This is a genomic window from Endozoicomonas sp. 2B-B, assembly GCF_053470045.1.
Genome location: NZ_JBLZMU010000001.1, coordinates 6,529,479 through 6,553,504, shown reverse-complemented (window position 1 = coordinate 6,553,504; position 24,026 = coordinate 6,529,479). Strand labels below are relative to the sequence as shown.

At 51.1% G+C, this 24,026-nt stretch carries 31 protein-coding genes and 2 tRNA genes; 25 read left to right on the top strand and 8 right to left on the bottom strand.

Annotation, left to right across the window (positions count from 1 at the left end; all coding sequences use genetic code 11):
• Positions 1–10: 10 nt before the first annotated feature.
• The 3 genes from ACOMHB_RS23310 to ACOMHB_RS23300 all read left to right on the top strand — a co-directional run bounded on the left by ACOMHB_RS23310 (position 11) and on the right by ACOMHB_RS23300 (position 1,131).
• Positions 11–844 (top strand): SDR family oxidoreductase, encoded by an 834-nt coding sequence (locus ACOMHB_RS23310; protein WP_448218426.1) that lies wholly within the window; start codon positions 11–13, stop codon positions 842–844.
• A 103-nt stretch (positions 845–947) separates the two neighbouring features.
• A tRNA-Ser gene (locus ACOMHB_RS23305) sits at positions 948–1,035 on the top strand.
• A 19-nt stretch (positions 1,036–1,054) separates the two neighbouring features.
• A tRNA-Arg gene (locus ACOMHB_RS23300) sits at positions 1,055–1,131 on the top strand.
• 349 nt (positions 1,132–1,480) lie between these two features.
• On the opposite strand, the gene ACOMHB_RS23295 is transcribed toward ACOMHB_RS23300, so the two are convergent.
• The 4 genes from ACOMHB_RS23295 to ACOMHB_RS23280 are packed head-to-tail and all read right to left on the bottom strand — an operon-like array spanning position 1,481 to position 3,899.
• Positions 1,481–1,906: a hypothetical protein gene (locus tag ACOMHB_RS23295; RefSeq protein WP_448218425.1), complete on the bottom strand. Its 426-nt coding sequence runs from the start codon at positions 1,904–1,906 to the stop codon at positions 1,481–1,483.
• Positions 1,897–3,258 (bottom strand): recombinase family protein, encoded by a 1,362-nt coding sequence (locus ACOMHB_RS23290; RefSeq protein ID WP_448218424.1) that lies wholly within the window; start codon positions 3,256–3,258, stop codon positions 1,897–1,899. The genes ACOMHB_RS23295 and ACOMHB_RS23290 overlap by 10 nt, the downstream gene beginning before the upstream one ends.
• Positions 3,227–3,706, bottom strand: a complete 480-nt coding sequence (locus tag ACOMHB_RS23285; RefSeq protein ID WP_448218423.1) for a DUF2924 domain-containing protein — start codon at positions 3,704–3,706, stop codon at positions 3,227–3,229. Before ACOMHB_RS23285 ends, ACOMHB_RS23290 begins: the two co-directional genes overlap by 32 nt.
• The gene (locus tag ACOMHB_RS23280; protein WP_448218422.1) at positions 3,696–3,899 is read right to left on the bottom strand and encodes a hypothetical protein; all 204 of its coding nucleotides are present in this window, start codon (positions 3,897–3,899) and stop codon (positions 3,696–3,698) included. The genes ACOMHB_RS23285 and ACOMHB_RS23280 overlap by 11 nt, the downstream gene beginning before the upstream one ends.
• 217 nt (positions 3,900–4,116) lie before the next feature.
• On the opposite strand from ACOMHB_RS23280, the gene ACOMHB_RS23275 reads away from it, so the two are divergent.
• From ACOMHB_RS23275 to ACOMHB_RS23220, 12 genes are all read left to right on the top strand, one after another.
• Positions 4,117–5,295 carry a hypothetical protein gene (locus ACOMHB_RS23275; RefSeq protein WP_448218421.1) on the top strand — a complete coding sequence of 393 codons (1,179 nt, stop codon included), beginning with the start codon at positions 4,117–4,119 and terminating at the stop codon, positions 5,293–5,295.
• Positions 5,273–6,208, top strand: a complete 936-nt coding sequence (locus tag ACOMHB_RS23270; protein WP_448218420.1) for a hypothetical protein — start codon at positions 5,273–5,275, stop codon at positions 6,206–6,208. The genes ACOMHB_RS23275 and ACOMHB_RS23270 overlap by 23 nt, the downstream gene beginning before the upstream one ends.
• A gap of 165 nt (positions 6,209–6,373) precedes the next feature.
• Positions 6,374–6,643: a helix-turn-helix domain-containing protein gene (locus ACOMHB_RS23265; protein WP_317144893.1), complete on the top strand. Its 270-nt coding sequence runs from the start codon at positions 6,374–6,376 to the stop codon at positions 6,641–6,643.
• On the top strand, positions 6,640–7,107 hold the full coding sequence (locus tag ACOMHB_RS23260) for a hypothetical protein (RefSeq protein ID WP_448218419.1): 468 nt from the start codon (positions 6,640–6,642) through the stop codon (positions 7,105–7,107). Before ACOMHB_RS23265 ends, ACOMHB_RS23260 begins: the two co-directional genes overlap by 4 nt.
• A complete protein-coding gene (locus ACOMHB_RS23255) occupies positions 7,104–7,946 on the top strand; it encodes an ATP-binding protein (RefSeq protein ID WP_448218418.1) in 843 nt (280 codons plus the stop codon). Before ACOMHB_RS23260 ends, ACOMHB_RS23255 begins: the two co-directional genes overlap by 4 nt.
• Positions 7,947–7,948: 2 nt before the next feature.
• Positions 7,949–8,602, top strand: a complete 654-nt coding sequence (locus ACOMHB_RS23250; RefSeq protein WP_448218417.1) for a hypothetical protein — start codon at positions 7,949–7,951, stop codon at positions 8,600–8,602.
• A gap of 50 nt (positions 8,603–8,652) precedes the next feature.
• Positions 8,653–10,761 carry an AAA family ATPase gene (locus tag ACOMHB_RS23245; protein ID WP_448218416.1) on the top strand — a complete coding sequence of 703 codons (2,109 nt, stop codon included), beginning with the start codon at positions 8,653–8,655 and terminating at the stop codon, positions 10,759–10,761.
• 302 nt (positions 10,762–11,063) lie between these two features.
• Positions 11,064–11,444, top strand: a complete 381-nt coding sequence (locus ACOMHB_RS23240) for a DUF6362 family protein (protein WP_317144898.1) — start codon at positions 11,064–11,066, stop codon at positions 11,442–11,444.
• A 185-nt stretch (positions 11,445–11,629) separates the two neighbouring features.
• Positions 11,630–12,907, top strand: coding sequence for a site-specific DNA-methyltransferase (locus tag ACOMHB_RS23235; protein WP_448218415.1), 1,278 nt, complete (start codon positions 11,630–11,632; stop codon positions 12,905–12,907).
• Positions 12,873–13,148: a flagellin gene (locus ACOMHB_RS23230; RefSeq protein ID WP_257276409.1), complete on the top strand. Its 276-nt coding sequence runs from the start codon at positions 12,873–12,875 to the stop codon at positions 13,146–13,148. The genes ACOMHB_RS23235 and ACOMHB_RS23230 overlap by 35 nt, the downstream gene beginning before the upstream one ends.
• A gap of 16 nt (positions 13,149–13,164) precedes the next feature.
• Positions 13,165–13,608 (top strand): N-acetylmuramoyl-L-alanine amidase, encoded by a 444-nt coding sequence (locus tag ACOMHB_RS23225; protein WP_448218414.1) that lies wholly within the window; start codon positions 13,165–13,167, stop codon positions 13,606–13,608.
• Positions 13,605–13,973, top strand: coding sequence for a 3TM-type holin (locus tag ACOMHB_RS23220; protein WP_448218413.1), 369 nt, complete (start codon positions 13,605–13,607; stop codon positions 13,971–13,973). The genes ACOMHB_RS23225 and ACOMHB_RS23220 overlap by 4 nt, the downstream gene beginning before the upstream one ends.
• Here the strand turns inward: ACOMHB_RS23220 and ACOMHB_RS23215 are convergent.
• The 3 genes from ACOMHB_RS23215 to ACOMHB_RS23205 form a co-directional block, all read right to left on the bottom strand.
• Positions 13,970–14,617 (bottom strand): GNAT family N-acetyltransferase, encoded by a 648-nt coding sequence (locus ACOMHB_RS23215; RefSeq protein ID WP_448218412.1) that lies wholly within the window; start codon positions 14,615–14,617, stop codon positions 13,970–13,972. The two genes, ACOMHB_RS23220 and ACOMHB_RS23215, sit on opposite strands and share 4 nt — an antisense overlap.
• Positions 14,618–15,124: 507 nt before the next feature.
• On the bottom strand, positions 15,125–15,604 hold the full coding sequence (locus ACOMHB_RS23210) for a DUF3489 domain-containing protein (protein ID WP_448218411.1): 480 nt from the start codon (positions 15,602–15,604) through the stop codon (positions 15,125–15,127).
• A 19-nt stretch (positions 15,605–15,623) separates the two neighbouring features.
• Positions 15,624–15,797, bottom strand: coding sequence for a DUF6900 domain-containing protein (locus tag ACOMHB_RS23205; RefSeq protein WP_257287957.1), 174 nt, complete (start codon positions 15,795–15,797; stop codon positions 15,624–15,626).
• Positions 15,798–15,951: 154 nt separating this feature from the next.
• Between ACOMHB_RS23205 and ACOMHB_RS23200 the strand changes: the two genes are divergently transcribed.
• Genes ACOMHB_RS23200 through ACOMHB_RS23190 form a run of 3 tightly spaced genes read left to right on the top strand, consistent with a single transcriptional unit; the run spans position 15,952 to position 18,488 of the window.
• Positions 15,952–16,440, top strand: coding sequence for a hypothetical protein (locus tag ACOMHB_RS23200; RefSeq protein ID WP_448218410.1), 489 nt, complete (start codon positions 15,952–15,954; stop codon positions 16,438–16,440).
• Positions 16,437–18,284 carry a phage terminase large subunit family protein gene (locus ACOMHB_RS23195; RefSeq protein ID WP_448218409.1) on the top strand — a complete coding sequence of 616 codons (1,848 nt, stop codon included), beginning with the start codon at positions 16,437–16,439 and terminating at the stop codon, positions 18,282–18,284. The genes ACOMHB_RS23200 and ACOMHB_RS23195 overlap by 4 nt, the downstream gene beginning before the upstream one ends.
• A 3-nt stretch (positions 18,285–18,287) precedes the next feature.
• Positions 18,288–18,488: a phage head-tail joining protein gene (locus tag ACOMHB_RS23190; RefSeq protein WP_317146038.1), complete on the top strand. Its 201-nt coding sequence runs from the start codon at positions 18,288–18,290 to the stop codon at positions 18,486–18,488.
• On the opposite strand, the gene ACOMHB_RS23185 is transcribed toward ACOMHB_RS23190, so the two are convergent.
• A complete protein-coding gene (locus ACOMHB_RS23185) occupies positions 18,485–18,829 on the bottom strand; it encodes a hypothetical protein (RefSeq protein WP_257287963.1) in 345 nt (114 codons plus the stop codon). The two genes, ACOMHB_RS23190 and ACOMHB_RS23185, sit on opposite strands and share 4 nt — an antisense overlap.
• Positions 18,830–18,868: 39 nt before the next feature.
• Here ACOMHB_RS23185 and ACOMHB_RS23180 point away from each other — a divergent pair, with 39 nt between their 5' ends.
• The 7 genes from ACOMHB_RS23180 to ACOMHB_RS23150 are packed head-to-tail and all read left to right on the top strand — an operon-like array spanning position 18,869 to position 24,014.
• On the top strand, positions 18,869–20,362 hold the full coding sequence (locus ACOMHB_RS23180; RefSeq protein ID WP_448218408.1) for a phage portal protein: 1,494 nt from the start codon (positions 18,869–18,871) through the stop codon (positions 20,360–20,362).
• On the top strand, positions 20,340–21,326 hold the full coding sequence (locus ACOMHB_RS23175) for a head maturation protease, ClpP-related (RefSeq protein WP_448218407.1): 987 nt from the start codon (positions 20,340–20,342) through the stop codon (positions 21,324–21,326). The genes ACOMHB_RS23180 and ACOMHB_RS23175 overlap by 23 nt, the downstream gene beginning before the upstream one ends.
• A gap of 51 nt (positions 21,327–21,377) precedes the next feature.
• On the top strand, positions 21,378–21,758 hold the full coding sequence (locus ACOMHB_RS23170) for a head decoration protein (RefSeq protein ID WP_422137686.1): 381 nt from the start codon (positions 21,378–21,380) through the stop codon (positions 21,756–21,758).
• Entirely contained in the window at positions 21,755–22,750 is a 996-nt protein-coding gene (locus ACOMHB_RS23165; RefSeq protein ID WP_448218406.1) for a major capsid protein, read from the top strand. Before ACOMHB_RS23170 ends, ACOMHB_RS23165 begins: the two co-directional genes overlap by 4 nt.
• Positions 22,735–23,034: a hypothetical protein gene (locus ACOMHB_RS23160; RefSeq protein ID WP_448218405.1), complete on the top strand. Its 300-nt coding sequence runs from the start codon at positions 22,735–22,737 to the stop codon at positions 23,032–23,034. The genes ACOMHB_RS23165 and ACOMHB_RS23160 overlap by 16 nt, the downstream gene beginning before the upstream one ends.
• The gene (locus tag ACOMHB_RS23155) at positions 23,018–23,620 is read left to right on the top strand and encodes a hypothetical protein (RefSeq protein WP_448218404.1); all 603 of its coding nucleotides are present in this window, start codon (positions 23,018–23,020) and stop codon (positions 23,618–23,620) included. The genes ACOMHB_RS23160 and ACOMHB_RS23155 overlap by 17 nt, the downstream gene beginning before the upstream one ends.
• Complete coding sequence (locus ACOMHB_RS23150) at positions 23,613–24,014, top strand: hypothetical protein (RefSeq protein WP_448218403.1); 402 nt, start codon at positions 23,613–23,615, stop codon at positions 24,012–24,014. The genes ACOMHB_RS23155 and ACOMHB_RS23150 overlap by 8 nt, the downstream gene beginning before the upstream one ends.
• Positions 24,015–24,026: the final 12 nt, after the last annotated feature.

Here is a 24,026-nt window from a genome sequence, read left to right as displayed (position 1 = left end):
GAGTGAAGCAATGAAAAATGTACTGATTACCGGCTGTTCATCCGGTATTGGTCTGGCGTTGGCCCTGGAGTTGGATCAGAGGGGGTATAAAGTCTGGGCTACAGCAAGAAAGCTGGAATCAATCAAACATCTGTCAGATAGAAGTATCAGGACAGCAGAGCTGGATGTTACCGATGAAAATCAGGTTGGCAGGATACTGAAAGAGATTCAGGAAGAAGAGGGTAAGCTGGATGTTCTGATCAATAATGCAGGCTATGGCGGAATGGGAGCAGTGGCTGAATTACCCAGAGAAGAACTTCTGAAGCAATTTGAGACCAATGTATTTGCACCGGTGTTGTTAGCCAATAAAGTTATCAAGAAAATGTGTACTAATAAGGAAGGAACAATCATTAATATTGGCAGTGTTTCAGGAGAAGTTACCACGCCCTTCTCAGGGCTTTACTGCGCTTCAAAAGCTGCCTTCAACGCCTTTTCCGATGCTATGAGGATGGAGCTTCAGCCGTTTGGCATAAGAGTTCTGACCGTATTGCCCGGAGCGATCAAATCCCGTTTTGCAGAGAATGCCAATGAAGCTCTTGACCGGGTTTTTTCTGAAGACTCCCTGTATTTTCCTATCGAAGAGGGAGTCAGAGCTCGAGCGAATGCCTCTCAGGATAGGCCCACCCCTGCCAAAAAAGTAGCATCAGAGATTGCTTCATGGCTGGAGTCATCAAACCAGCAGGGCATTTTAAGAGTGGGCAATGGCAGTTGGGCGCTGCCCGGGCTAAAAAGATGTCTGCCTGTTTCATGGTTTGAGGCTATTCTCAAACGCAAGTTCGGACTTAGCCGTTTAACAGTTAAGTAATTGTCCTAAAAGTAGAAAAAAAGTGCATTTTGGCTTTGCCTTTCAGACGGTCCTGCTATAAAGTACGGCTCCGTTCGCAGCAACAGATGCGGGCGACGACAATGGTGAGGTGTCCGAGTGGCCGAAGGAGCACGCCTGGAAAGTGTGTATACGGAAACGTATCGAGGGTTCGAATCCCTCCCTCACCGCCAGTGAACAATTTAGTATTACGCGCTCGTAGCTCAGCTGGATAGAGTACCTGGCTACGAACCAGGCGGTCGTAGGTTCGAATCCTACCGAGCGCGCCATCTTCAGAAAGCCCTATTTTTATAGGGCTTTTTGTCGTTTTGGGGGGTGGTTTCTGCCCTGCCTATCTCGCCTTTTATCATTTTTTGGTCGTCTAATTTTCGCACTGGCAAAAACCGTAAAAATGCCCATTTTTGGCCATTTTGAGGCCTTTTTCTCTTTCTCTTCTCTTAAATCCGCACTTTTCAAAATTCTTGTGCGTACTTTGATTTTCCCTTTAAAAACAGTTGGATATCAGTGGTTTCAGGGTGTTTGGACGGGTGTTGGGTTTGCACTTTATTAGCGATATGTGTGGGGGACGGTCGGCGAACTTTATGATTAAAAATCGAGGGGTAAAAAGGAGGGAGTACATCAATCCTCCGGTATACCCAATGCCTTCTTCTGCTCCGACCACAAGAGTGGAAAAGGCTTCATAAAATCAGCCAGTACCAAACCTCCCAGGCTGCGACCATCAATAATGGCTTCCTGAATCTCTGACGACAGAGTGGTCAGCCGGAGGATTTTCGAGGCATAGCTTTCACTGTTGATTCCTTCCTTTTTGGCCAACACTTTCAGGTGCTTCTCTTTTCCTGTTTCCAATGCCTTCAACCACCGATGCGCCCTGACCAAAGCATTCCTCAAAGCCGGATCGACCTCTTCCAGTGCCGGACGACCATCCGGTGTGATGATCTGGCTCTTGCCCTTGCGGTTGATGAACTTGATGGGGATATGCACCAGAATACAGTTCTCATCTTCGAGATAGGTGCGGGTCGCTTTGCCGGTTACTTTTATGGCCATGTCACTTCTCCTTGTAACTCATGGGTGATGGTGGGTATCCCTTCCTGGTGGAACCGAATCTCAATGCCCTGCTGATGGACGTCTATTCGGTTGACCAGCAGTTTCATTAAACGGCGCTGCTCTTGGGGAAACAGAAGATTCCAGATATCCGATAGGTCGTTCAGGGCTTCCCTGACTTGATCTTCATTGAACGTTTCCTGATCCGTCAGCATCTGCCACGTGGTGAAAATAATCTCTGGCTGCTTCAGTAAATCCCGTAGACTTTCCACCACCAAAAACTCGATTTCCTTCGCGGGCAAGGTAGGCAGGTGTGAATGTTTGTGGCCGTGCCTCCGGGCCACGCTACTGACGTAGTAACGGTGCAATTTGCCCTTGCTGCGGGTGGCCGTAGGTATCAGGGCTTCCTGTTCAGGACCGAACAGAAACCCCCGCAGAAAGGAAGGACTGTGCCTGTGTCGGCTGTCTGACTGCCGGTTCGAGCTGTTGCTCTGGAGAATGGCCTCCGCCCTCGCCCAGACCTCCGGTTTGATGAGGGCTTTATGCTCACCCGGGTACCATTCACCCTTGTGTCCGATCTCACCTTTATAGAGGCGGCTCTTAAGTAGTTTGTAGATGGCGGTGCGGGTGAACTTCTTGCTTCCGACCACTTGGCCACCTTTGCGTGGCAATCGCTTGGTTCGGAAGCCCATTTCATTAATCCGTTCGGCGGTTTCAACCTGTGAGCGGGTTTCAATAAAGATCTTGAAGATCTCCCGAATAATCACCGCCTCTCCTTCATTGGGGATCAGCTTGCGATCCACCACGTCATAGCCCAGCGGTGGCGTCCCACCCATCCATTTACCCTTCTTCTTGGAGAGCAGAAACTTGTCCCTGATGCGCTCCCCAGTGACTTCTCTTTCAAACTGGGCAAAGGACAATAGAATATTAAGCGTCAGTCGTCCCATGCTGCTGGTGGTATTAAACTGCTGGGTGACAGCGACGAAGGATACTTTATGCTTGTCGAACACCTCCACCAGCCGGGCAAAGTCAGCCAGCGACCTTGAGAGGCGGTCCACTTTATAAACAACCACTACATCAATCTTTCCCGCTTCCACATCTTTCATTAATCGCTGAAGCGCAGGCCGTTCCATATTGCCACCGGAAAAGCCGCCATCGTCGTATTCATCCGGCACCAGAATCCAGCCTTCCTGTTTCTGGGAGGTGATATAAGCTTCACCCGCTTCCCTTTGGGCGTGGAGTGAATTGAATTCCTGCTCCAGACCTTCTTCCGAAGACTTGCGGGTATAGACCGCACAGCGCTTGATGTCCTTGATCTTGCTTTTACTTTTTCCCATGGCTTTTTCCCCGCTCATGGCTGCTTCCTTTCAGTCCGAAGAACACCGGCCCAGACCAGTGACTTCCAGTAATCAGCTTGGCGATCCCGGAAAGACTCCGGTAGATTTGCCCCCGGTACTCGAAACCTTCCCTGGTGACAATCACCTCATGGGTCTCACCTTCATACTCCTTAACAATCCGGGTGCCTGCGGGTGGTTTGTTGACCCTGGCCTTGGGCACAGCTTTGTCTTTAGTCGATGGCTTTTGCAGTCGCTGTAATTGCTTCTTGTGCTTCTCGGAAAGGCTGCCCAGTTCCAGCTCCTGAACCCGAAAGGCCAATCTTTGTCGCAGCAGTCGTTTATTGAGCCTGGGGGCTTTGGTGCCATAGAGCTTTGGCCAGAGTTCCAGCAGTGCCTTGGTGGACATCTTCTGAATAGCGGCCACCTTGGCCGCCAGACTTGACTGTTCAGATAATTCATTCTTCATTGTTGGACTCCTGTCGTTGAACCGTATGAGACATACAGACTCTGGTTCCGGCATTAGTCCAGTTATCTTTCTCTCTTTCGGTGTTTTCCGGCTCCTGCTGCTTTATATGGCGACGTTCAATAGCGACAGCCAGAATCTGGCAGATAGCCAGGGTATTGGGGTGCGGCTGGTGGCTTGATGGGGTTTTGTTCATGTTGGGCTCCCATCCCTGGGTGGTGCGGATTTATTGATTATTGTCGGAAGCTCTGAAGCTTTTGTAAAAGGGCAATTTGACCCCGTTTGTACCCTCCGATCTGCTATCTGTTATCCCTGTCTTTGAATGTACTCTATTGACCGAATAGCTGATTATTTATACAGTGTTTAATCCGTACGAAGTTAAGGGTTAACTCACGCCATGGCAAGGAGCCAGTATGAAAGCAGTCCAACAAGTACTGCAAGGCGCTGATCTGGAGTCAGATACCTTTTTTGAACTCTGCAAGATTGACCTCAACGCCGTCTCTCCGGGTACGACCCGCATCATTACTCCCAAAGAAGTCTACAAAAATATTCTGACGCTGGATGAGCAAGACCAGGCTCGTTTGGAGTATGTGGCTATCCGGATTGTTGGTCTGGCCTGTGAGGTCGGACAACAGGTTATGAGTGACTTATCTCATAATTTCATCAGCAATCCATACGACAATGCCCTTCGGCTTCTGGCAGCGAATGAAAGCGACTTCAGGAAAGCCGAAGAGATCCGCTATGTGGAGTATCACCGACATCATGGTCGCATGTGGGATGGCTATTACCTTCCCACTCCGATGCCTCTGGATAAAGACGTTGATCTGACTGACTTTGTGCAGAAGCTCAGAGATCAGTTCAACAATGACAAGCTGGTGATCAGGCGGCAGAAGCGACAGCGTCATAGTGACCATCAGGGTTTGGTCACTGTGTTGCAGTTCATCATTTATCGGGAAGGCTTACCGGTCAGCTTCGAAGTGCTCGATGAAGAAGGCAAGGATGTAGTACTGAAAACCATTCACCCCGCTCGTGAATACGCAGTGACGTATGAGCCGGAGACCGGTGTTATTGAGCTCTACGCAGAGCAGGTAGCCATTCGTAATCTGCTGAAGAAAGCCTTCTGTGAGTCGGTTCTGGAACAGGAAGACAGCCCTGAAAAGCTGAAGCTTAGGCAGATCAACCTGGAGATCTTTCGCCAGCGACCTGATTTTGAAGATAGCTTTGATCTGAAGCACGGAGTCATGGAAGTGACAGTCAAGAATATTGACATTCAGACATTGCCCGGGCGGGGTGGTGCGATCTTAAAAGCCACTTCAAGAAAATTCTTTGACAAGGATGCCTATCAAACCATCGAAGACCTTGGGATCAACCTTCTGAATCCGAACAAGCTCCGTATTCGGGGCGTGACTCTGGCATTCCTTTGTGAAGCTGTGGGCAGCCTGCCGAAAGAAACGATCACGGTTAAGTTGAGAGCCCCCAACGGTTGTTCATTACGGGATCTGTCTCAACGAGAACGCTACTTGAATCATGATCTGCTGGTGCAGATGGGGGTTCTTCTGGAGGACAAGGATGATGAAGCGACAAGCGTTTGATTTTTTACAAAGTTGTTTTGAGGCAGCTACGGATAAAGAGCGAATCAGTGAGCTGAAGTTCTATTACCCTGAGTGCTGGCAAGACATCATTGGCAATAATGCCTTTATCCCGAAAGGCCCTGCCGATGACCGGCTGATCATGGTGGATTATCCTGATGACTTGCAGGACGGCTATCGTCAGGTACACAGGGTCAAGGATGAGTTTGTCTACTATTACAACGGCTGCCAAAAGGTCACAGACGATGAGTTGAGGATGTACAAATTCCGAATGGAATGGTTCCCTGAGTGGCTGGCTGAAAAGCTCAATCTGGATCAGGCAGTACCCATACTGGACGACCGGGTCTGGAAGCTGGGAGAGATCAAAGGCGTCACTGTATTACTGGTTCGAGAGCTGAACCCGAATTTTGATGACATTGCTGACTGTTTGTTTGCACAATCCTTATCCTCCTGTGTAGTGATTTCCAGCCAAAAGCCCAAGTCCCGCTATATGATTTTACCTCCTGGGTTTCAGTTACTGCCTCTGGATGAGTTATTGCCGAAAGGTCCGGTCGCTGTCGACTATAATCGCTTTCTTTCGTATGTTGATCCGGATCAGGCAAGACTGGAGCGGGAAGGCATTATCTGGGATGAGCATAACGGGATACTGAGAGTGTTGGGCCTTGATCCCTGGCTACTGAAAGGTGGGCCAGCCCGTTGCCAGCTGGTGAATCAGTTGGTGCAGGCCGGTAAAAGAGGGGCTCCTCGAATTCTGACCCAGTTACTCCTGGAAGAGTCCAGTTCCAGTAATCTCAGCCAGTTCTTCCACAAGGAACCTCGCTGGAGAGATTTTATCGGCTACGAGCCAGGAGCTTCAGGACGATGTTGGTTAAAGGCTTTTGAAGAACTGGAGATGTTTCAAACATCTGAAGCTTGATCAATAAATCACAATGACATTAATACCGGCCCCTGAGCCGGTTTTTTTTGCATTAATTTCAGCAAAAAACCTCCTCCTACAGTTTCTCCTACAGCTCCTACACTTCTCCTACAGTAATTCCCCCAGTATCAGTCTTGCATGAACACGAAAAGCACGGAGGTCATCATGCAAGACACACTACCGGGAGCCGTTGCTCCTACACTTTGTCCTACACCTGAAAATCAGGTGGTTCATCTGGACTCACTCCAGCTGTCCAAACGCCTCAATATCAGCATCAAGTCTCTGGCCCGAATGCGACAGGACGGCACCGGTCCCCGCTTTATGCGGATCGGAGCCAGAATCCTGTATCGCCTGTCGGATGTTCTGGAGTACGAGCAGTCTCGGCTCTATAACGCAGTGGGCTCACCGGTGATGGAACAGGAGGGTGAGTCATGAGCAGTGAGCTGGAAAACATCCAGAATATGGGAATCGCAGAACTGGCAGCTCGTTCCGGAGCGGAGTTGGCGACGCTGGTCAGGGATACGGATAAAGCCCTGGCGCAACTCCAGCTGCAAAAAGACTGGCTGGAGTCAGTGATCGCCTACAAGTATGTCTACAAGGCTTCCCAGGTTCGAGCTCAGTTGCAGCAGGACTTCGGAACCATCAGTTTTGATGACGAAGGAACGCGTGTGCTGGTGGATTTGCCCAGAGAAGTCAACTGGGATCAGCAGAAACTGAAGACAATAGCCCAGCGGATTCAGGAACAGGGTGAAGACCCATCTGAGTTCCTGGATGTTCACTACTCGGTGCCTCAGGAGAAGTTTGATCTCTGGCCCCAAGAGATTCGTCGATCCTTCGAGCCAGCTTTGCAAGTGAAGCCAGGTCGTTGCACTTACCGGCTGGTGGGAGGTGTGAAATGAGCCTTCCCATTCTCAATGCAGACCAGCGCAGCGAGGAGCATAAGGGCATCAAGTGCGTGCTGCTGGGCAACAGTGGGGTGGGTAAAACCACCCAGCTGTTGAGCCTTAACCCGGACACCACTTTGTTTGTGGATCTGGAAGCGGGTGATCTGGCGGTGCAGGAATGGCCCGGTGATGCCCTTCGACCAGCCACTTGGCCGGAGTTCCGAAACTTTGCCGTCTATCTGGCGGGTCCTAACCCAGCGCTTCGGGACGACCAGGTGTACTCGAAAGCACATTATGAGGCTGTGTGTCGCAAGTATGGTGACCCTGAGTCGTTGGAGAAATACGACACCTACTTTATCGACTCCATCACAGTTCTGGGCCGACTCTGCTTCCAGTGGTGCAAAGGCCAGCCCCAGGCGTTCTCCGAGAAAACCGGCAAGCCGGATACTCGGGGCGCTTATGGCCTCCACGGTCAGGAGATGATTGCAGCCCTGACCCACCTGCAACACGCAAGGGGAAAGAATGTGGTCTTTGTCGCCATCCTCGAGGAGCGGGTGGACGACTTTAACCGCAAGCTCCACCAGCCGCAGATTGAAGGCAGTAAAACCGGTCTGGAGCTTCCCGGCATCGTTGACCAAGTGATCACCCTGGGTAGTCTGCCCGATGAAGAAGGCAACCTGCGTCGTACTTTTGTTTGCCAAACCCTTAACCCCTATGGCTACCCGGCCAAGGATCGCAGCGGTCGTCTGGATGTATACGAACCGCCCCATCTCGGACAGCTGTTTACCAAGATCCGCAGTGGGTCAAGGCAGCCTGTTCAGTTTGAAACTCAACCTCAAGGAACGGAGAAATAACCATGAGCCAACAAAGAGCTATGACACGTTGGAACGACTTTAACGATGCTACCGATCAGGGCAGCTACGATGTCATTCCTTCAGGCACTCTGGTCAAGGTACGTATGACCCTCAAGCCAGGAGGCTACGACAAGCCCGAAATGGGCTGGACCGGTGGTTATGCTACTTGCGGCGATACCGGAGCTATCTACCTCAATGCTGAGTTCACTGTGCTGGAAGGCCAGTACGCCAGGCGCAAGATTTGGTCACTGATCGGGATGCACAGCCCCAAAGGTCCGGAGTGGGAAAACATGGGCCGGTCTTTTGTCCGGGGTGTTTTGCAATCCGCCCGCAATATCAAGGCCGAGGATAACAGTCCACCGGCTTATAAAGCCCGACAGTTGAAATCGTTGTCAGAGCTGGATGGTATTGAGTTCGTCGCCAAAATCAGTACTGAAAAGGATCAGTATGACGACCCCAAAAATGTCATCAAGCAGGCCATCACACCGGAGCACAAGCAATATGCCCAGTTGATGTTTGGTCAGGTTGCTCCTCAGGGGAATCCACCTGCTAATCAGCTGGGTGGCCACCCTCAGGCTCAACTGCAATCCCAGCTCTACAGTCCTCCGGACTCAGCGCCTCACCCGGCTGAAAGCTACAACAACCAGTGGGATTAAGGCCCTCACGCCCACCTGCGGGTGGGCTTTTCCCTACAGGGACTGTGACAATGAAAAACGAATGGCTTGATTTTAACGATGCCCAAGAGCAGGGCACGATGCAGAAACGGGATGCGGAAGACGTTAAGCGTCGTATTCAGGAACGAATGCCAGAGTACCTGGCCTGGCTCTTTCCCAATGGCAAAAAACGAGGTCAGAAGTTTGTATTGGGCAACGTCCAGGGCAAGAAGGGCAAGAGCCTGGAAGTGAAGCTGGGCAGTGGACTTTGGCACGACTTTGAAAGCGGTGAAGGCGGTGACATTATCAGTCTGACCGCAGCGCATCAGTCTCTTGATCCTCAAAGGGACTTTCCAGAAATTGTAGAGCTCATGGCGGAGTGGCTGGGTATGCCGTCATTCACGCCACCAGCTACGGTTAGTCACCAGGAAGAATATGAAGACTTGGGTCATCACACAGGCAAGTGGGACTACCAAGATGCCGAAGGCAATTTGATTGCTTGTGTTTACCGTTATGACACACCAGATGGAAAGGAGTTCAGACCCTGGGACGTCAAGACCCGTAAAACCAAAGCTCCTAATCCGAGACCGCTTTATAACCAGCCGGGCATCAAGGTAGCGGACGAAGTACTGCTGGTGGAGGGTGAGAAAGCAGCTCAGGCACTGATTGATACTGGTTATTGTGCTACAACTGCCATGAACGGTGCCAAGGCTCCAACGGATAAAACGGACTGGTCTCCGCTTAAAAACAAACGAGTGCTGGTGTGGCCCGACCATGATGAGGCTGGATTGCTTTACGCCCAGCAGGCGGCACAGGCTATTTCTGATGCTGGTGCGGCCTCCGTCATTATCTTAAAACCACCTGAGCAGCAACCTGAGAAGTGGGACGCAGCAGATGCTGTGGCAGAGGCATTCGATATTCGTCAATGGATGATTACCACACGACGAAAGACGATCAAGGAGTCTGTGCCCGTCTATCGTTTTGGTGAGTTGCTGGATGATGAATCCCCCATGCCAGAGGATTTGTTGTCTCCGAGGATATTGACGCCTGGTGGCATGTTGGTGCTGGGTGGTGCTCCGAAGGTAGGCAAGAGTGACTTCCTGCTTAACCTTCTCGCGCATATGTCGGCAGGCTTGACCTTCCTGGATATGCGCCCCAGTCGTCCCCTGAAGGTGTTCTATCTACAGGCCGAGGTGCAATACCACTATCTGCGTGAGCGGGTGAAGCAATTACCTCTCAAGGACTTCCAGCTTAACCGGGTTCGAGAGAACCTGGTGATGACAGCCCGGTTAAAACTGATCCTTAATGCGGTGGGCTTGCCCATCATCGCCAGAGCGATTCAGCAGGCTTTTTCTGAAGGACCTGATGTCATTGTTATTGACCCCATCAGGAATGTGTTCGATCCGGGGCCGGACGGCAGCAGCGAAAATGATAACAACGCTATGCTATTTTTTCTCAAGGAGCGAGTGGAGCAACTGCGGGATATCGTCAACCCGGACGCAGGCATAGTGCTCGTTCACCACACCCGAAAGATGAGTAAACGACAGCTTGAGGAAGATCCTTTTCAGGCGCTTTCCGGGGCTGGCAGCCTAAGAGGTTACTACACCTCCGGGATGTTGCTGTTCAGGCCGGAAGAGCTGGAGCCCGAGCGGATGCTGTATTACGAGTTGAGAAATGGTCCTTCACCGAAAGCTCAGAGGATCATCAAAAGAGATGGGCAATGGCGGGAAGCACCTCCCAACAGTATGCGTCTGGCGGGTGAAGAGTTAGGCAAGAAGCACGATGCAGAGCGCATCAGGAAGCGGGAAGTGATCGTTAACTTGCTCTACCAGGAAGCACTGAAAGGCAGGGTGTTCACCGTTAACCAGTTCTCTGAGCAGTTTGAAAACCAGCTGGGCCTGGGTGGCAAAACGACCATCTATGATCGAATTCAGGTGTTGGCTACCAAAGGCTATATCAAGTTTTTCCGGGATTATGACGAGTATAATTTGCCTGCTCCAAAGCGCAGCAAACTGGGGTATTTATGTGTTGATGGCATGGCCTATGGCGTGGATGGCGAGGCATTATGCAGCATCAGGCCAACGGATTTCAAATGCCCCAATACTGGCACATTGCTGCCTGTCGAAAATCCGGATGTTTGGGTTTACCAGGACGCCCTGTAGAAGTCAGAAACCGACTGAAAATGGCCTTTCAGAATTCGGCCAGATTTCAGAATTCGCAGAATTCAAAAAAATTGAAATCTGGTTGAGAACTTATTTTTAAAAGGATTTCAAACGGTTATGTGGGCTTTTTAGAATTCAACTCAGCTTTTCCGAATTCTGGAATCCGAAGTCTGTAAGTGATTGTTTATTAAGCAATATTTTCTAGTTTTCAGAATTCAACAACACCGTATATATAAATATATACAGGCGAGCCTCCTTCAGGTCGGCCTTGCCTGTATAACAAAACCACAGGAGCTGAAGTCATGGAGTGCAAGGATGAACTGGCCCATCGCTATCGGGAAGCCTGGCTGGTGGCACGACGAGTGTCGTCAGGTATTAATCTCCGGTACTCCGCTTTCTGGCCGGAGATCAATCCCAACCGCTGGGAGGTCTACCAGGGAGAAAACAAAATCCTGAGACTGCCTGAGCCCTCGGAAGACGAAGTGGATCGCATGGTGAAGTGTATGCGCTGGTTGCGATGGGTCAGCGAGGAGGAACGCAAGCTGATCTGGCTTCGTGCTTCGGGATTGCCCTGGCGAGTGATTGCTGACGACCTCGGGGTGAATCGAAAAACAGCCTATGGGCACTGGTGCAAGGCCATAAACCGGATTTCTATCCACATTTTACAAAAAAATTCAGGGTAATTTGACCCGTGTAGAGTGTTTAAAGAGGCGTTTGTCTGTCGTTGTCGCTTAAAGTCCGTATATGGAGGATTGGACACTTTTGCCAAATTTGACAAGAATTAACGCTAAGCTCGAAGCGAAGTGCACCTGAACCTCACACCTCCCCGGTCTGAGGTTTTTTTACGTCTGGAAATCACGGAAGAACCATGGCCAGAATCCTTGTCGAAGCCATAGAACATCGCCCCGTCGCCACCCTGGTGCCCTACGCCAACAACGCTCGCACTCACTCCGATGAGCAGGTGGACCAGATTGCCCGGTCCATCGAGGAGTTCGGGTTTGTCAATCCGGTGCTGGTGGGCAGTGACGATGTCATCGTAGCCGGTCATGGTCGTCTGATGGCGGCGAAGCAGCTGGGTATGGAAACCGTGCCGGTGATTGTGTTGGGGCACTTGAGTGAAACCCAGCGCAGGGCGCTGATCATTGCCGACAACCAGATCACGGCCAACTCAGGCTGGGACGAAGCACTGCTCAAGCAGGAACTGGCAGAACTGGATGCCCTGGATTTTGACCTGGACCTGATGGGCTTTTCCGATGAGGAGTTGGAAGGTCTGTTGCTGGTGGACGAACCAGAAGGGCAGACCGATGATGATGAAATTCCTGAACCGGAAGAGCATCCCGTCAGCCAGCTGGGTGATGTCTGGATTCTGGGAAATCACCGTGTGCTGTGCGGCAGTGCTACCGAACAGGCCGATGTGGAAACCCTGATGGCAGGCCAGCTGGCGGATATGGTGTTCACCGATCCACCTTACAACGTCGACTACGCCAATCCCGAGAAAAACACCCAAGCCAAAAAAGATCGCCGGATCAAAAACGACAATCTCGGCTCTGAGTTCCACGCTTTCCTGCTGGCCGCCATGACCAACCTGCTCGGAGTCTGCAAGGGGGCGATTTATATCTGCATGTCGTCGTCTGAACTGGATACGCTCCAGAAAGCTTTCCGGGAAGCCGGTGGCAAGTGGTCCACGTTTATCATCTGGGCCAAGAACACCTTCACCCTGGGGCGCTCCGATTATCAGCGACAGTATGAGCCAATCCTCTACGGCTGGAAGGAAGGCAACGAACATTTCTGGTGTGGAGCCAGAGATCAGGGTGATGTCTGGTTCTTCAGCAAGCCTGCCAGGAATGACCTTCATCCCACTATGAAACCCGTCGAGCTGGTAGAGCGAGCTATTCGCAACTCTTCCAAAACCCACGACATTGTGCTGGATCTGTTTGGCGGTTCCGGCTCCACACTGATTGCCTGCGAAAAGTCACACCGCAGTGCCCGGCTCACCGAACTGGACCCCAAATACGTGGATGTCATCGTGCGTCGATGGGAGGAGTACACAGGCAAGGAGGCCTATCTTGAATCCAATCATCTGACCTTTGAACAAACCAGAGAAGAAAGACATGGAAGAACTTTCAAGGCGACTGGATCAGATTGATTCCAAGCTCGACAAACTGAGCGATGCCGTTTCCCGTCTGTCCATGATCGAGGAACGAATCACTCACCAGACCAACAACCTTACCCGTCAGGATGAACGCCTGGACGAGCAGGAGAAACGCATCCGAAAACTGGAGTTTCAGGCCAGTCGCCGGGGTGTGATGCTGGGCTATATCGAGCGCTTCGGTTGGATCGTGCTGACTGCTGCTATTGGCCTGTTGGCTTACTTTCTTAAAACATAAACTCAGGGGATGAGTCATGGGCAAGCGTAAGGAAACTAATTACATCGTCGTTCATTGCTCGGACACCCGAGCCAACCAACACGTTACTTTTGACGACATCAAACGTTGGCACACCATGGAGCGGGCCTTTCTCGATATTGGTTACCATTGGGTGATTGAGAGGGATGGTTCCGTAAAGCAGGGTCGTCCCATTGAAGACTGGGGTGCTCATGTGAAATACCACAACCATGAAAGTGTGGGTATCTGTTTGGTGGGTGGCCTGAATGAACACAATGAGCCAGAAGATAACTTCACTCCGGAACAGAAGCGAGTGCTGAAGCTTCTGGTGGCTGGCCATCAATCTATTTATTCAAACGCTGTCGTGCATGGTCATCATCACTTTAGTAAGGTGAAGACCTGTCCCAACTTTGATGTGCACCAGTGGCTCAGACAGGAAGGACTGCTGGGAGGCAAACGGTGAGTCTGGTGGCTGCCATCCCGGTGATCGGGAAGGTCATCGACAAGCTTTTTCCTGATGCTAACAAAGCCAGGGAAGCCAGAGCGGAATTGAGCAAGATGCTGCTCAACGGTGAGCTGAATGAACTGGAGCAAAAGGCTGGCGTTGTTAAAGCCGAAGCTCAGGGTGAAAGCTGGCTGCAAAGGAACTGGCGACCCATGGTGATGCTGGTCTTTACGGCATTAGTCGTGTGTCGCTGGATGGGTTGGTCAGCACCGAATCTAACTGAGACAGTGGAACTGAAACTGTTCAGCATTATCCAGATGGGTATTGGCGGATACATAGCCAGCCGGGGACTGGAAAAGGTGGTCAGCACAATTAAACACTAACTGAGTTCTTTTAATGGAACGTGTCTGGTCGTTCGGTTAGTTGGGATGTGTAAGTCCAAATAGGATGAAGCAGAGGTTTCTATTTTCGATACAGGCTTGATATAAGCGTGTACCTCTGACAAGGATGAACAACCGCCAGCCACTACTTTCATGCCTTTTTTTTGGTAGAAGCCAACAACATCTCTTGCTGCCAGTAGCTTCAGTGTTGAGATATTTGCATTTTTTGCGTAATCCATAGCGCAGTCACAAAGGTATGAACCCAGCTTTTTACCCTGGAAACTGGGAGTGACAGCAAGCTTGCTCAGCCAAAGCTCAGAAGGCTTACAGTCTGCTGTCTTTTTTAAAGAAACGAAACCGGCCAGCTTTCTATTTCTAATGCTGTGTAATTCAAATATCACGTCATCTTTATATCTATCCGAAATCCTTTGTGATTGGGTATCACGAAGAAAAGTTTTCATGAAAGTCCTATGAGATCGTGGAATCTTGTAGTTTTCAGACCTTCCAAAGTTAACAGAATAGGATTCATCAGAAAGACCTTTGATAGCTTCAACACGAAAGCCTTTGTATTTGGCTCGCTCTAAAAGCTCCGTTGATAGCTGTTTGTTTTGGAGTGGTTTAACCATTGTATCAATGCTTGAGATCATCCCTGTTTCCTCATTGCCTGTATCGGTAACTTTTGACAATAAATCTACAAATAAGTTCAGTGGTAGTTGTGTTTGCTAAAGGAAGAAAGGTGACAAGAACATGGAAAGGCTGAGGCTTAATTTAAGCCGCTCTGAGAGCTTCTTTTTAAATACAGGGAGCGTCTCGGGATCGAAGAGAACGCTTGATAAACATCTTCTGACGGCTTTTCCGGGGTCCCTGGGAGGCGTCTTCTAGTGCGGGTATGCATCAGCGCGGAATAGCGCCAGCGACAGAGTGAAAATCGGGGTTGACACTCAGGTTGACAGATTGGGCTTCAGCCCAGTAATGGCGAGGCTTTCCGGTGTCAACCAGCCAGGGATTTTGTCAACCAAACTGTCAGCCTTTGCGGCCAGGGTTGTCAACCTGGTTGACAGATTTGAGGTACCACTAAAACTTGAGTTCAATGGCCAGTAGAATGGAGCAATAGCGGCCGTCAGCCAGCCGCCTTGCAATGTGAGAGCGGTTACTTATGCAGTCTCACCCTGAAAGAGCGCTTCCAGTCCGGCGGTGATCCGGTAAATGCGATCCTTGCCTTCAGGCTTCTCTGATTCAATGGTCAGTCCCAGTCGTTTTTTTAAGGCTCCGGCCAGAGTGCCGCGAACCGTGTGCTGTTGCCATCCGGTCTCGCGCATGATTTCGTGGATCTCAGCGCCTTCGGGTCGGCTCAGCAGCTCAATCACCCTGTGGAGTTTGGTACCGGTGCGGATCTTGCCTTTCTGGGCGGGTTGGTCGTCTACCGGGAGGCCGATAGCCGTCTTGCCCTGAGGGCTGATGTCGTAGGTGTCAGCCTTTTTCATGGGGATCAGAAAGCCTTTGCTGGTCAGACTGTCCAGCACTTTCTTCCGGGCACCTCCTTTCAGGGTGAGCTCGGAAGCGTCAAGGGTTCCTGTCTCAGCGGCTTGCTTCAGAACAGTCTCTTGGGTAGCAGTGAGTTTTGTTGTTTTCATGGTGCTTCTCCTTTTGGGGTTATTGTTTTTGGCCTTGTTTCAGGCCCAATTGATAAGCCTGTTCCAAAGCCTTTCTGACTTGCCAGACGGCGACTTCCTCGAAGTCTTCCGAGGTGTTTCGGGTTTTGAGGGTGTCCATTAGCAGGGTCTTTTGGGCGATGGTTTCCAGGGCTTGTTCGGTCTTCTTATTCATGGCCTGTTTCCTTTTTGATGCTTGTTTGCGTTATGTACAGTAAGGCTCTATAACCGGTGGTTATCAAGGAAAAAACTATTAATAATCAATAGCTTGTCGGAAAAAGGAGGGCGCATCCGGCCAAAGCGGGACAGAGGAGGTTATACAGATCGCTATGACACTCATCTCGCAATCAGAATTCGCCAAACGTCAAGGCTGGAGCCGCCAATATGTGGCCAAATTGGTCAAGTCCGGCAAGATTCGTCTGCACAAGGGCAAGGTCAACCCGGATGAGGCCCTGAAGGCCATCCAGGCCCAGGCTGAGCCCTCGACTGTGCTGAGAAAACCTGCTTCCCGAGATACCCTGCCAGTGGTCCCCACTGATTCAAGACAGGCGGTGGATTTCGTTACGGCTCGAACCATGCGGGAAGCTTTCAGGGCCAAGATGGCGAAGATGGAGTACGAGGAAAAGGCCGGAAAGCTCACCGAAGCCAGCAAAGTTCGAGAAGATGCATACCGGGCGGGACGAATGCTGAGGGATGCTTTGTTGGGCATCCCGGATCGACAAGCGGATGTCTTGGCGGCAGAAACCGATCCTCGTAAAGTACGACAGCTGTTGATGAATGAACTGGAAGCAATCCTTTCTGAGCTGAGTGGCCCATGAATTCACCTTATCTGGATGGTTTTTTTGCAGGTCTGAAACCTGACACACGACTGACCGTTTCAGAGTGGGCCGATGAATACCGCATTCTGCCCATGAAAGCGGCCAAAGAAGCCGGTCGCTGGCGAACCGCTCGGACACCTTACCTCAAAGAAATTATGGATTGCCTGTCACCCTCTTCGGATGTGGAACGTGTCGTTTTTATGAAAGGTGCACAGGTCGGTGGCACCGAATGTGGCAATAATTGGCTGGGCTATGTGATCCATCATACGCCCGGTCCCATGATGTATGTGCTGCCGACGTTGGATATGGCCAAGAGAACCTCCAAGCAGCGCATAGCGCCGATGATTGAAGAGATGCCGATCTTGCGGGAGCGGGTGAAAGACCCTCGTTCCCGGGATTCTGGCAATACTCAAATGGTGAAGGAGTTTCCTAACGGTGTACTGATCATCACCGGAGCCAACTCCGCCACAGGGTTGCGCTCCATGCCTGCCCGTTTTCTTTTTCTGGATGAAATAGATGCTTATGAAGATGATGTGGATGGGGAAGGCAGTCCTATTAATCTGGCCATTAAACGGACGGCGACGTTTTCCCGTAATCGAAAAATCCTGATGGTGTCGACACCCAATATTGCCGGGGCCAGCAAGGTTGAATCGGCCTATCAGGCCAGCGACCAGCGGCAATACTACGTGCCTTGTTTGAACTGTGGGCACATGCAGCCTATTGAGTGGCAGCAAATAAAGTTTGAAAACCAGAACCCGGAAACGGCTTGTTTTGAATGCATCCAGTGTCAGAACCAAATGCAGGAACATGACAAACCCAAATTACTGGAGAATGGGCAGTGGGAGCCTCAGAATCCAGAGAGTGATGGCAAAATACGGGGCTACCATCTGAATTCACTGTACAGCCCTAATGGCTGGTACAGCTGGAAAGATGCCGTGGCAGATTTTCTGGCAGCCAAAGATGATCCGGTTCTCTTGAAAGACTGGACCAATACCGTGTTGGGCCAGACCTGGCAGGAAGCCGGAGAAACCGTCGATTACGAATTACTTTACCAGCGTCGTGAGCACTATGTTGCTGAAGTACCTTGGCCAGTAGAAGTGCTGACCTGCGGTATCGATGTTCAAGATGACCGAGTGGAGTATGAAGTAGTGGGCTGGGGTGCCGGTGAAGAGAGCTGGTCTATTGATTACATCCGGCTCTATGGCGATCTGAGTCGCCCGGAAATCTGGAAGATTCTGGCAGATAAACTGAGGACGACTTATCGGCGGCAGGATGGGGTATTGATGAACCTCGCCCAGATTTGTATGGACTCCGGTGGTCACTTTACCGATGAGGTGTATGCCTTTTCCCGTAAGCAGGGGGCCGACTGGCTGATTCCAATCAAGGGGGCTTCCCAGTCTGGCAAACCCATCGCTACCTTCCCGAAAACTCGCAACAAGAAAGGTGTCTACCTGACTCTGGTGGGTACAGACACGGCCAAAGAACTGATCTATCAGCGTTACCGAATTCTGGAGCCTGGTGCAGGTTACTGCCACTGGCCGGTGAAGGACAGCTTTGATGAAGACTACTTCAAACAGGCTACGGCAGAAGAAAAGGTGCGCAAATACAAACACGGGGTCGCTTACTTTGAATGGGATGCCCGCAAGAAGCGGAATGAAGCTTTGGACTGTCGGGTTTATGCCCTGACTGCGGTGCGTATTCTGCAGCAACACCGTGGATTGAATCTGGAGCAACTGGCCGCTCAACGTCCAGAGCCGGAAGTTATGGTTGATGACTCTGAACCCGACGCTTTCACTCAAGCCCGATCCCGACGATTCTCTCGCAGCTCTTATCTGAATGGGTAGCCAATGATTACGGATGCTGAATATAAAGCCCTGAAGCGTGCGGTATTACTAAGAGAAACCCGCACAGTGGAATTTGAAGGTCGCAAGGTGGAGTATGCCAGCTTCTCAGAAATGGAAAGGCGACTGCAGGCCATTGAGCGGGAATTGATTAAGCAACAGAAGCGACCCCGGCAATATGGGGTCTATTCGTCAAAGGGTATTTAATTTCCCAAGCCGAAAAGGATACAAAACCAAATGACGGTGGCAAAAAGAGCTATGAAGGCTGCACAAGCAAAAGCCAGTATGGGGTCTGTTAACCATAATGTGGATTCGGCCCACAAAAAGTAGCAGGTTCCTAAAAATACAATGAGAGCTGGTAGCCACATAAACCATAGGCGAAGTGAAAGGCAGAACCTTTGCCTCCAAGTCAGCGGTTCATCATGGAAGGAATGTTGTTCAGCGTGATCAAAGAAATAATCGCCCAGCTCAGGGATATCAGAGGTGTCAATGTCTTCATCTGACATTGCTTCCAAGCGTTTCCAGTCGGTGTCTGTTTTCTTTTTCATAGTGATTTTTACATTAGCACAGCTTTCGGGAATGATTGAATGGGCTTGAAACAACGTATTGCAGGCTGGCTACTGCCCGAACTGAAAAACCTGGCTTATACCTCGGCAGGTCAGGGGCGAAGAAGTCAGAGTTGGATTGCGCCTTCTACCGGCCCCAATAATTCACTGACCGGAAATCTTGGAACCCTGATCAACCGCTCTCGGGCTGCGATTCGTAATGATCCCTGGGCCGCTTCCGGGCTGGAAAAGCTGGTCGCTAATATTGTCGGCACTGGCATCAAGCCCAAGTCAGAAGCCCGGGATGATGGGTTTCGTAAAGAGTTACAGGCCCTGTTTCTGGACTGGACCGATGAATCCGATGCCGATGGCCAGCTCGATTTTTATGGCCAGCAGGCTCTGGCCATGCGCTCGGTACTGGAGGCCGGAGAGTGCTTTGTTCGCTTCCGTCCTCGCAAACCCGGCAATGGTTTGAGTGTGCCGCTGCAGCTGCAATTGCTGGAAGCGGAGTTTGTCCCCTGGGATTACCACGATGATCTGAAAAAGGGTCATAAGATCCGTGCAGGCATTGAGTTTAATGCCATCGGGCAGCGTGTCGCTTACTGGATGCACAAGCAGCATCCTTCGGATTACACCACACTGGATACTGCCGACCTGCGACGGGTGCCTGCCGATCAGGTGTTGCATCTTTATGAACTGCTGCGGCCAGGCCAGCTGCGTGGTCAACCTTTATTGAGCCAGGTACTGCTTCGAATGTATCACCTGGACAAATTCGATGATGCCACGCTGCTTCGGCAGGAAATCGCCAACCTGTTCACCGGCTTTATCACCAAACCGGCTCCGGAAACGGAAAAGGTCGATCCGCTGACTGGTCGGCCCATTGTCTATGACCTGCAAGGTGTTCCTATGGTAGCGATGGAACCGGGCACCATGCAGGAGCTGTCACCGGGTGAAGAAATAACGTTTAACACACCACCGGGAGCGGCCAGCAATTACCCAGACTTTATCCGTCAGCAACTGATGGCGGTGTCGGCGGGTATTGGCCTGCCTTATGAGATCCTGTCCGGCGATATGAAAGGCGTCAGTGACCGGGCTTTACGGGTGGTGCTTAATGAGTTCCGCCGTCGTATTCAACAGATCCAGCATAATTTGATGGTATTCCAACTTTGTCGCCCGGTCTGGAAACGATGGCTGGAACTGGCCGTACTCAGTGGGGCGATTTCAGCCCCGGACTTTCATCGAAACCCAACGCACTATCGCAAGGTGAAATGGATTCCCCAGGGCTGGGCTTATATTCATCCGGTTCAGGATGTGCAGTCCCAGAATCTGGCAGTCCGCAGCGGTTTTAAATCTCGCTCGGAAGTGGTGTCTGAACAAGGCTACGACAGCGAACAAATTGACGATGAGATCGCAGCAGATAACCAGCGAGCCGACGAGCTGGAGCTGCAATACGACAGTGATCCCAGAACTCAGGGAATAAACAACACCATCATGGAAGAGGAACCCGAGAACGATGAACAAAAAGCCGCTCAATAAGAACCGGGCCTGGTTCACGTTGAAAAATCAGTCCGGCCAACCGGCGGAGTTGCTGATTTACGATGTAATTGGCGATTGGGCAGGCTTATCTGCCCGGCAACTGGTCAGCAGCCTGAAAGATCTGGACACGGATGACATTACCGTTCGGATCAACAGCCCCGGTGGCTCAGTGTTTGACGGAGTCGCCATTTACAACGCCCTGCGTTACCACAAGGCTAACATCCATGTCCGGATTGAAGGGCTGGCGGCCAGTATCGCCAGTGTCATTGCTATGGCAGGCGACACCATACATATGGCTGAAAATGCCTTGCTAATGATTCACAATCCTTTCGGCTGGGTCGGAGGTGATGCCGGTGAGCTGCGCAAAATGGCGGATACGTTGGACAAAACCACGGAGGTCATTGCCCAGACCTACTGCAATCGCTGTGAACTGGATCTGAAAGCCATGCTGAAACTAATGGATGAGGAGACCTGGTTCACCGCCACTGAAGCCCAAGGCCATGGCCTGATTGATGAGGTGGAAGCGCCGGTAAAAATGGCGGCCCATTTTGATCTTTCCAGCTTTATGCATCCACCTCAGCCCGCAAACTCTGAATCTGAAAATGGGGATAAAGGCGCTCATGCCCTGGCAGTGATGACCTTGTGTAATCAGGCCGGTTACCCGGAAATGGCTGAAACTTTTGTCCGCCAGCAACAGGGTGTCGAAGACGTCAAAGCTCGCCTGGCGGAATGTGAAACGATCAAATCCCTGTGTGCAGCAGCGCACTGTGAAGATCGAGCCGGACAGTTTATCCAGTCTGGCAAGACGGAAGCTCAGGTACGCACTGAGCTGTTTGATCTGCTCTTGCAGGATGACGACAGCATCAATAACCAGCTGACACCCAATCAGCAGGATAAAAAAATCCAGCCTCTGGTGGATACCCAGGCCGTTTACCGCAAGCGTAACGGTCAATCGGCAGCCTGAAACCACTCACCCTTTCTTAATTTTCCCTTTCTCACTCAAAGGAACTGAACCATGCCTGTGATGACAGAGCCGGTGCATGCTGGCGAATTTATCGTGTCCGAAGGAAACAACAGCATCAGCCGCGAGCTGGTCGAACTGGCTCCAGATCTGGCGCTACTGCCCGGAACCATTCTTGGCAAGAATACCTCTACAGATGTTTATGGCCCTATTGATCCGGCAGCTGTCACAGGTTTGCAAATGGCGGCTGGAGTGCTTTGGGATCATGTCATTACCGATGCCACAGGCGGCGAGGGCGTCATCATTGCCCGACTGGCAGAAGTGGATCAGGAGTTACTGGTCTGGCCGGAAGGCATCACTGACGAAGAAAAAACGACGGCGGTTGAGGAGCTGTCGTCACTGGATATCATTCTCAGGACAGGAGAGCAGGGATGAACTTGCTGGATATTTTTAACAACGATGCCTTCAGTCTTACCAGCCTGACTGCAACTCTGAACGATATGCCCTATAAGCCGGGGCGTATCGGTGAACTGGGGTTGTTTACTGAAAGTGGCATTAACACCACCACGGCCATTGTGGAGTCAAGGAATGGTGAGCTGATCCTGCTGCCCACTTCCGAGCGCGGTGCTCCGGCTGCCCAGGCTCGCGGAGGCAAGCGGAAGGTACGCAGTTTTGTGATCCCTCATATTCCCTATGACTCCACCATCATTGCTGATGAGGTGCGCAATGTCCGGGCCTTTGGTTCTGAGAGTGCTTTGGAAGGGGTGAAAACGGTGGTTAATGATCGACTGTCGTCCATGAATGCCAATCATGAAGTGACCCTGGAGCACTTGCGACTGGGAGCCATCAAGGGACAGATTCTCGATGCCGATGGCTCCAGTGTTATTTACGACCTGTTTCAGGAATTCGGTGTCACCCAGCAAACCCATACCTTTAAATTCAGTGCGGCTGAAACGGATATCCGGTTAGAGTGTGTGGCTCTGCGCAGGAAGGTAGACACAGCTCTGGGCGCTCAGCCTTACACGGGATTAAGGGCCTTCTGTGGTGCGGATTTTTATGATGCTCTGGTCGGACACGACTACGTCAAAGATGCCTACCATCGCTATCAGGACAGCGCTTTACTGCGCAATGATCCCAAGACCGGATTCCGGTTCGGTGATATCGATTGGGAAGAGTATCGTGGACAGGTGGGCGATATTCCTTTCATTAAACCGGATGAAGCCTATGTAATCCCTGAAGGAACTGGCATCTTCCGCACCTGGTTTGCTCCGGCGGATTTTATCGAAACTGTGAATACCATTGGTCTGCCACGGTATGCAAAGCAGAAGATTCTCGACTTCGATAAGGGTGTGCAGGTTCACACCCAGTCCAACCCGCTGCCCATCTGTCTTAAGCCAAGAGCCGTAATCAAATGCAAGATGAGCTAAGTGATCTGAATCGGCAGGTGCTGGCCACCTTTGGGGAGGTGATCACACTGAAAAAGTCAGATGACAGCAGGCTGGAAGTGACGGGCATTCTGACTCGCGAGCTGGTGCCTACGGGTCCTTATGAACAGGTGTTGCAAGAGGTCACCACATTGGCATTGGACATGGATGTAAAAGTTAGTCGAGGTGATGAGGTGATCTCTGCAGCACAACAATGGACCATTGACCGGAAACTGAAAGGCGATGGTCAAATGAACTGGTGGTCACTCCATGAAGCTGGAGCTTGAGCTGGATGACAGCATTGACGAGTTGATCCATTACTTCAAGAATACTCCGGAAACTCTCCAGCTCGCCATTCGAAGATCATTGAGGAAGTTATCCCGGTTTGCTGAACGACGAACCCTGAGAGCATTAGCTCGAGAGCAAGGCATTACTCAAAAGAAGCTGAAAGAGCTGGGCCGGGTCAAGGTCAATCTCCTGCAACCGGGTGAGCGAGGGAGTGAAGGCTACAGTCTGGTGATCTGGATCGGTGCCTGGGGTATACCGGCTCATTATCTGGGCAGACCCAGACAGACGAAACAAGGCGTCAGAACCGGCAAGCATTTCTGGGAAGGCGCTTTCTTAATGCAACCAGTGAACGCTAAACACCCTATGGTCTTCAGGCGAAAAGCCAACTGGCGGCATAAATACCAGCGGTCCAAAAAATCCGGTCGCATGATGTGGATGGGCTTGCCTCTGGAAAAGAAGACTTTGCCGATCCTGAACAGTGCCATTCAGGTACTGGAAAAGCTTCAGCCCATTTTACTGGAGCGGTTTGCCACCCTGATGCAGCAAGAACTGAATTTCATCGTCAACGGAGCCGGTCATGCTTAACCCAGAACAACAACTGGTTAGCCTTTTGGTAGGTGTTCTGGAGACAGTGTGTAATCAGGTATTGTTGGGCTATGCTGCCACCGGCATTGAACAGGGTCTGAAGCCGCCAGCCGTACTGGTGCAGCTGGAGTCGATCAGTGAGTTACAACGACAGGGCAGCCGTCGTAAAGATCAGTGGCTGTTTAATCTCAGTGCTGTGGTGCCGACCAATGACCGGGCAACTTATGCCTTGCTGGAGCTCTCCAGAACGATTCGCCAAGCCCTGAGCAATGATAAAGCCCTGTCAGAACATTGCCGCAAGCTGACCTTCTCTGAAACCCAGTTTGATATTGCTCCCAGTCAGGGACAATTGTCCTTTGCAGATATCACCCTAACCCTCGAAACCGTCTTTTAAATCCTCTTCAAG